9 protein-coding genes are annotated in these 6,416 nt (G+C 70.4%); 5 read left to right on the top strand and 4 right to left on the bottom strand.

Annotation, left to right across the window (positions count from 1 at the left end; translation table 11 throughout):
* Window positions 1-142 precede the first annotated feature (142 nt).
* Window positions 143-637 (bottom strand): SigE family RNA polymerase sigma factor, encoded by a 495-nt coding sequence (locus QM595_RS03645; RefSeq protein WP_415170165.1) that lies wholly within the window; start codon window positions 635-637, stop codon window positions 143-145.
* A gap of 132 nt (window positions 638-769) precedes the next feature.
* On the opposite strand from QM595_RS03645, the gene ettA reads away from it, so the two are divergent.
* Window positions 770-2,452 carry an energy-dependent translational throttle protein EttA gene (ettA, locus tag QM595_RS03640; protein WP_415170164.1) on the top strand — a complete coding sequence of 561 codons (1,683 nt, stop codon included), beginning with the start codon at window positions 770-772 and terminating at the stop codon, window positions 2,450-2,452.
* A gap of 126 nt (window positions 2,453-2,578) precedes the next feature.
* Here the strand turns inward: ettA and QM595_RS03635 are convergent, their stop codons facing one another.
* Entirely contained in the window at window positions 2,579-3,070 is a 492-nt protein-coding gene (locus QM595_RS03635) for a MarR family winged helix-turn-helix transcriptional regulator (RefSeq protein ID WP_415170163.1), read from the bottom strand.
* 137 nt (window positions 3,071-3,207) lie between these two features.
* Here QM595_RS03635 and QM595_RS03630 point away from each other — a divergent pair, with 137 nt between their 5' ends.
* Window positions 3,208-4,020, top strand: a complete 813-nt coding sequence (locus tag QM595_RS03630) for an acyl-CoA thioesterase (protein WP_415170162.1) — start codon at window positions 3,208-3,210, stop codon at window positions 4,018-4,020.
* Here QM595_RS03630 and QM595_RS03625 read toward each other — a convergent pair.
* Entirely contained in the window at window positions 4,004-4,375 is a 372-nt protein-coding gene (locus QM595_RS03625) for a globin (protein ID WP_415170161.1), read from the bottom strand. The two genes, QM595_RS03630 and QM595_RS03625, sit on opposite strands and share 17 nt — an antisense overlap.
* A gap of 17 nt (window positions 4,376-4,392) precedes the next feature.
* On the opposite strand from QM595_RS03625, the gene QM595_RS03620 reads away from it, so the two are divergent.
* Entirely contained in the window at window positions 4,393-4,827 is a 435-nt protein-coding gene (locus QM595_RS03620; protein WP_415170160.1) for an OsmC family protein, read from the top strand.
* Here the strand turns inward: QM595_RS03620 and QM595_RS03615 are convergent.
* Window positions 4,820-5,440, bottom strand: a complete 621-nt coding sequence (locus tag QM595_RS03615; protein WP_415170159.1) for a mechanosensitive ion channel family protein — start codon at window positions 5,438-5,440, stop codon at window positions 4,820-4,822. The genes QM595_RS03620 and QM595_RS03615 overlap by 8 nt on opposite strands.
* A 70-nt stretch (window positions 5,441-5,510) precedes the next feature.
* Between QM595_RS03615 and QM595_RS03610 the strand changes: the two genes are divergently transcribed.
* Window positions 5,511-5,870 carry a hypothetical protein gene (locus tag QM595_RS03610; protein ID WP_415170158.1) on the top strand — a complete coding sequence of 120 codons (360 nt, stop codon included), beginning with the start codon at window positions 5,511-5,513 and terminating at the stop codon, window positions 5,868-5,870.
* Between the two features lie 16 nt (window positions 5,871-5,886).
* Window positions 5,887-6,231: a DUF5130 family protein gene (locus tag QM595_RS03605; RefSeq protein ID WP_415170157.1), complete on the top strand. Its 345-nt coding sequence runs from the start codon at window positions 5,887-5,889 to the stop codon at window positions 6,229-6,231.
* Window positions 6,232-6,416 lie beyond the last annotated feature (185 nt).

Below are 6,416 nucleotides of genomic sequence, written 5' to 3'. Positions count from 1 at the left end.
CCGGCGCCGACCAGGGCACGGCGGCGGCGCCGCTGCCGCCGGCCGTCGCGGACGGCGGCCGCATGGAGTCGCGCCGTGGGGATGGGCAGGTCGCTCATCGCGCGGTCGAAGACCTCGCGCAGGTCGTCGTACTCGGCGAGGTTCATCGGATGCTCCCAGGGAAGGTGGTGTCGGTGAGCAGCCCGCGCAGCTGGCGCAGGGCTCGCAGGCAGCGGTTCTTGACCGCTGCCTCGGTCAGGTCCAGGTCGTGAGCGGTGTCGGCCACGCTGCGGTCCTCCCAGAACCGCAGCACCACCACCGCCCGGTCGAGCGGCGCGAGCTCACGCAGCGCGGCCACCAGCGCGAGCCGCTCGGTCGGGTCGGCGTCGAGGACCGGTGCGTCCGGCGTGGCCGCCAGCGGCACCTCGGAGGAGGAGCGCCGCCGCCGCTCGGAGAGGAAGGCCTTGATCAGCACCCCGTGGACGTAGGCCACCGGGTCGGTTGCGGTGCGCACTCGGGGCCAGGCGGCGTACGCCTTGGCGAGCGCGACCTGGACCAGGTCCTCGGCGGCGTGCGACGACGTCGTCAGCAGATAGGCGCTGCGGTAGAGCTGCCCCGATCTGGCGGCGACGAACCCGGCGAACTCGCTGTCGTCCACGAGCCTCGCCCTCCTTCCCGCACCGCCGCGCGGGCGGTGTGTCCCGGTCTCGATCACTGGTCACTCGTCGGGAAAGACGCCGCGTGACCCCGATCAGGTCTCAGCGCGGTTCTCCAACTAGGATTTCGCCCCATGGCGGAATACATCCTCTCCTTGCGCAACGTCCGCAAGGCGCACGGCGACAAGGTCGTCCTGGACAACGTCACCCTCTCGTTCCTGCACGGCGCGAAGATCGGTGTCGTCGGTCCCAACGGCATGGGCAAGTCGTCGCTGCTGAAGCTGATGGCGGGGCTGGACCAGCCCAACAACGGCGACGTGATCCGCGACCCTGGCTCCACTGTCGGCATGCTCCAGCAGGAGCCGCCGCTCACCGAGGGCAAGACCGTCCTGGAGAACGTCGAGGAGGCGGTCGGCGAGATCAAGGCGAAGATGAGCCGCCTGGAGGAGGCCTATGCCGAGATGGGCGAGCCCGACGCCGACTACGACGCCCTGATGGAGGAGACCGGCGAGCTCCAGACCTATCTGGACAATATCAACGCCTGGGACGTCGACTCCAAGCTCGAGCAGGCCATGGACGCGCTGCGCTGCCCGCCGCCGGACGCGCTGGTCGACAACCTCTCCGGTGGCGAGCGGCGGCGCGTCGCGCTGTGCAAGCTGCTGCTGCAGGAGCCCGACCTGCTGCTGCTCGACGAGCCCACCAACCACCTCGACGCCGAGTCGGTGCAGTGGCTGGAGGGCCACCTGAAGACCTACAAGGGCGCTGTCCTCGCCGTCACCCACGACCGCTACTTCCTCGACAACGTCGCCGAGTGGATCGCCGAGGTCGACCGCGGCTCCATCCACGGCTACGAGGGCAACTACTCCACCTACCTGGAGACCAAGAAGGAGCGGCTCAAGATCGAGGGCGCCAAGGACGCCAAGCGCGCCAGGATGCTGGAGAAGGAGCTGGAGTGGGTCCGCTCCAACGCCAAGGCCCGGCAGACCAAGTCCAAGTCGCGTCTGGCCCGCTACGAGGAGCTGGCCGCCGAGGCGGAGAAGTCCCGCAAGATCGACACCGCCGAGATCAACATCCCGGCCGGCCCCCGACTGGGCGACGTGGTGCTGGAGGCCAAGGGCCTGACCAAGGCCTTCGACGGCCGGGTGCTGTGGGACGACATCTCCTTCACGCTGCCGCGCGCCGGCATCGTCGGCATCGTCGGCCCCAACGGCGTCGGCAAGACCACGCTGTTCCGGATGATCACCGGGGGCGAGACTCCCGACTCCGGCGAGCTGGTCGTCGGCCAGACGGTGAAGATCTCCTATGCCGACCAGAGCCGGGCCAATATCGACCCGAAGAAGAACGTCTGGGAGGTCGTCTCCGACGGCCTCGACTTCGTCAAGGTCGCCAACTTCGAGATGAACAGCCGGGCCTACGTCGCCTCGTTCGGCTTCAAGGGCCCCGACCAGCAGAAGCTCGCCGGCGTCCTCTCGGGCGGTGAGCGCAACCGTCTCAACCTGGCGCTGACGCTGAAGCAGGGCGGCAACCTGCTGCTGCTCGACGAGCCGACCAACGACCTCGACGTCGAGACGCTGTCCTCGCTGGAGGACGCGCTGCTCGACTTCCCGGGCTGCGCCGTGGTCACCTCCCACGACCGCTGGTTCCTCGACCGCATCGCCACCCACATCCTCGCCTGGGAGGGCACCGAGGAGGACGAGGGTCAGTGGTTCTGGTTCGAGGGCAACTTCGCCTCCTACGAGGAGAACAAGGTCGAGCGGCTCGGCCTCGAGGCGGCCCGCCCGCACCGAGTTACCCACCGCCGCCTCACCCGCGACTGACCGCGCCGCCCGGCACGCACGCTGGCCGCGTTGGCGGCCCTCGACGGCCCGCTTCGCTCCAAGGCCGCCTTCGGACCGCCGCCTTGCCATCGCACGCGCCGGACAGCGCGGTCTCAGGACGCGTTCTCAGCCGGGCGGGTTGCGCATCTCCGCGTTGGGGTGCGCGCCGACGAGGTGATCGCAGACGGCGTCGAAGACCCGGCCGACCGCCGCGAAGTCGTCGGCCGCGACAAGGTCGAGGAGATACTCCCGTACCCCGGTGACGTGGACCGGCGCGGCCCGGACCAGCAGCTCCATGCCCAGGCCGGTGATCCGGGCGACCACGCCGCGGCCGTCGTCGGTCGACGTCGACCGCTCGACCAGTCCGGCGCCCTCCATCCGCTTGATGGTGTGCGTCACCCGGGAGCGGCTGTGCGCCATCGCGTCGGCCAGCTGTGCCATCCGCAGCGAGCCGTCGGCCTCCGAGAGCCGCACCAGCACCTCGTACTCCGGCAGCGACAGGTCGAAGTCGCGCCGCAGGTCGGCGTCGAGGCGGTCCTTGAGCAGGGTGGTCCCCAGGTAGAGCGCCCGCCACGCATGTTGCTGGTCGTCGTCGAGCCAGCGAGTCGTCTCGCCCACAACGCCACAGGATACGACGGTCGTTGCTCGCTCAACGACGAGCCGGCTCCGGCACGCCGTACGACGGATGCCAGACTGTCCGCCGTGGCTCACCTCTGTCCTCGGTCGATGCCGTGAGGCACGTCTACGAGTGCCCGATGCGCTGGGCGGACATCGACTCGCTGGCGCACGTCAACAATGTCGTCTACGCCGACTATCTCCAGGAGGCCCGCGTCGACCTGCTCCGGCTGCACGTCGAGCAGCCGGTGGACGGGCTGGTGGTCGCCGGCCACCAGGTAAGATACCTCGCGCCGATGCCGTTCGACGCCGCGCCGGTCGTCGAGACCTGGGTGACCGAGATCCGCTCGGCCAGCTTCGTGCTCGGCTACGAGGTCTACCGCGAGGTCGCCGGGGAGCGGATCGTGCACGCCCGCGCCAGCAGCGTGCTGGCGCCGTTCGTGCTGGCCACCGGCCGGCCGCGCCGGCTCACGCCCGAGGAGAAGGCCGAGCTGGCGCCGTACCTGGAGCCCGCCGAGGCGCCGACAGCCGAGTTCTCGACCGCCCCGGCCGCCGCGGCGTCGTACCCGCTGCGGGTTCGCTTCTCCGACCTCGACCCCTACGGCCATGTCAACAACGTCAAGCACTTCGAGTACTTCCAGGAGGGCCGGCTCGCCGCCGTCCGGCCGGCTCTGCACGGGATCGAGGCCCGTCCCGGGCTGGTGGTCGCCCAGGCCGATCTCGTCTACCGGCGCCCCATCCTGTTCCGTCACGAGCCCTACCAGGTGCGCACCTGGCTGACCCGGCTCGGCACCTCCTCGATGGTGGTAGAGGCCGAGATCCTCGACGGCACCGTCCAACTGGCCCGGGCACGGCACGTGATGGTCTTCTGGGACCTCGCCGCCGGCCGGTCCACCGTGCCGACGGAGGAGGTCCGCGCGCTGGTCACCGCCGCTCTCAGCCCGGGGTGTTGATCATGAACTGGGCCGCGTGAGTGACGTACTCCCAGAACTGCGCGTCCTGTTCGGGGGTGAGGTCGACGGCGTCCAGGCCGGCTCGGAACAGCGCCAGCCAGTGGTCGCGGGCGTCCGGGGTGACGGCGTACGGCGCGTGCCTCATCCGCAGCCTCGGGTGGCCGCGCCGCTCGGAGTAGGTCGTCGGGCCGCCCCAGTACTGCGCCAGGAACAGGGTGAGCCGCTCCCGGGCGCCGTCCAGGTCGTCGGCGGGATACATCGGCGCGAGCACCGGGTCGGTCGCCACCCCCTCGTAGAAGGTCGCCACGATCTTCTCGATGGTGGGAAGTCCGCCGATCTCCTCGAAGAATGTCACGGGACTATTGTGGCGCTATGCCCACAACTCGCAGCGCCACCACCGTCTGGAACGGCACCCTCTTCGAGGGCGCCGGCAAGGTCACCCTCGAGTCCTCCGGCCTGGGGACGTACGACGTCTCGTGGCCCTCGCGCGCGGAGCAGTCCGGCGGCAAGACCAGCCCCGAGGAGCTGATCGCCGCGGCCCACTCGTCCTGCTACTCGATGGCCTTCTCCAACGGCCTCGCCGAGAACGGCACGCCGGCCGAGTCGCTGACCGTCTCTGCCGAGGTGGAGTTCACCCCCGGCACCGGCATCACCGGCATCGCGCTCACCGTGCGCGGCGTCGTGCCCGGCCTGGACGAGGCCACCTTCCTCGAGCTGGCGCAGGCCGCCAAGGAGGGCTGCCCGGTCTCCCAGGCGCTCGCGGCCGTGCCCATCACCCTGGACGCGGCGTTCGCGGATCTCAGCTGAGCGGCGGGTCGGTCGCCGGGTCGTTGGGCTGAGCGGGGCTCGGCTGCGCCGGCGGCCGGCTGAAGTTGCCGACCCGCAGCACCTCGCCGTTGCGGACGAACCACACGGTGCCGTCCTCGTCGCGCAGCCGGGTGATCCGCAGCGAGACCGACTCGACCCGTCCCACCGACGCGGTGCCGGTCATCGCGCCGAGGTCGACGAGGTCCCCGACGCCGTACTGGTCCTCGAAGATCATGAAGACGCCGGACAGGAAGTCCTTCACCAGTGACTGCGCGCCGAAGCCCAGCGCCAGCCCGACGATGCCGGCGCTGGCGATGATCGGGGCGATGTTGACGCCGAGCTGATCGAGCACCATCGTGCCGACGATCGCGACCAGGACGCCGGTGATGATGCTCTTGATGAGGTCGGCGACGGTGCGTGCCCGCTGCACCCGGCGCGCGGAGTCGCCCGGTAGCCGACCAGAGATCGCATCGGGGAGCATACCGGCCTCGGCGCGCGCGACGATGCGGTCGACCACCTTGAAGCAGATCCACCGGACGAGGAGTCCGAGCACGATCACCCCGACGATGGCCAGCGGTCGTCCGATCATCCAATCGAGAGCGTCATGTGCCATGCGGGTCAGTATTCCGTGTCCGACCCAGGGCAGGTACGACGACCACGGCCACAGCCGATATCCTCTGGTCGTGACCACTCCGCCGCAGAGCATCGTTCGCCGTGCCGCCGTGACGACCGGCGCACTCGTCGCCGTCGCCGCCTGTGTCGTCGCTGGTGCCGGCCCCGCCTCGGCCGACGTGCCGGCCGGTTGGGCGCCCGAGACGCACATGAGCTGGGGGCACCTGCTGGTCATCTGTGTGGCGATCCCGGTGGGCGTCGGGGTGATCATCTCGCTGTTGGCGGCGCTGCCCGGCCTGCTCAAGGGCGAGAGCCTCACCGGCGCCGCCCCGGCCGGCGAGTGGCTGGGCGGCCCGCGCAAGGGCACCGCCGAGCTGGCCGCGCCGGACGGCGAGACGTCCGAGGCCGGTGGCGCCAGTGCCAAGTGGTGAGCTGCTGCCCACGAGATTGAGCACGGCCCAGCGCGCCACGGTCGAGGACGCGATCCGCAAGGCGGAGCTCGCCTCCCGGGCCGAGTTCTCGGTCTATGTCGGTCCGGTCGGCGTGGACGACACCCGGGCCTACGCCACCCAGCTCCACAACACGCTCGTCGCGCCGGCGCGCAGCATCATGATCGTCGTCGATCCGGCCCGTCGGCTGCTCGAGATCGTCACCGGCGGCTGGGTGCGGCAGAGCCTCTCCGACGCGGAGACCGCGCTGGCCGCCGAGACCATGCGCTCCAGCTTCGCCGAAGGTGACCTGGTCGGTGGCCTGCGGGCCGGGATCCACCAGCTCGCCGCTCACATCCGCTAGCGCGAGTCGGCAGAAGTGCTGGCCTGAGAGGGCCCGAGTCGGCAGAAGTGCTGGTTCAAAGAGGCCCGAGTCGGCAGAAGTGCAGGCTCAAAGAGGCCCCAGTCGGCAGAAGCGCTGGCTCAAAGAGACCCCAGTCGGCAGAAGTTCGGGTGTCGGCCCCAGCACGTCTTCCGACGCGGCGGGTT

The organism is Nocardioides sp. (assembly GCF_047607185.1).
In the GTDB taxonomy this organism is placed as follows: domain Bacteria; phylum Actinomycetota; class Actinomycetes; order Propionibacteriales; family Nocardioidaceae; genus Nocardioides.
Note: the sequence above shows the minus strand (reverse complement) of the source record. Positions and strands in the feature narration are given on the sequence as shown.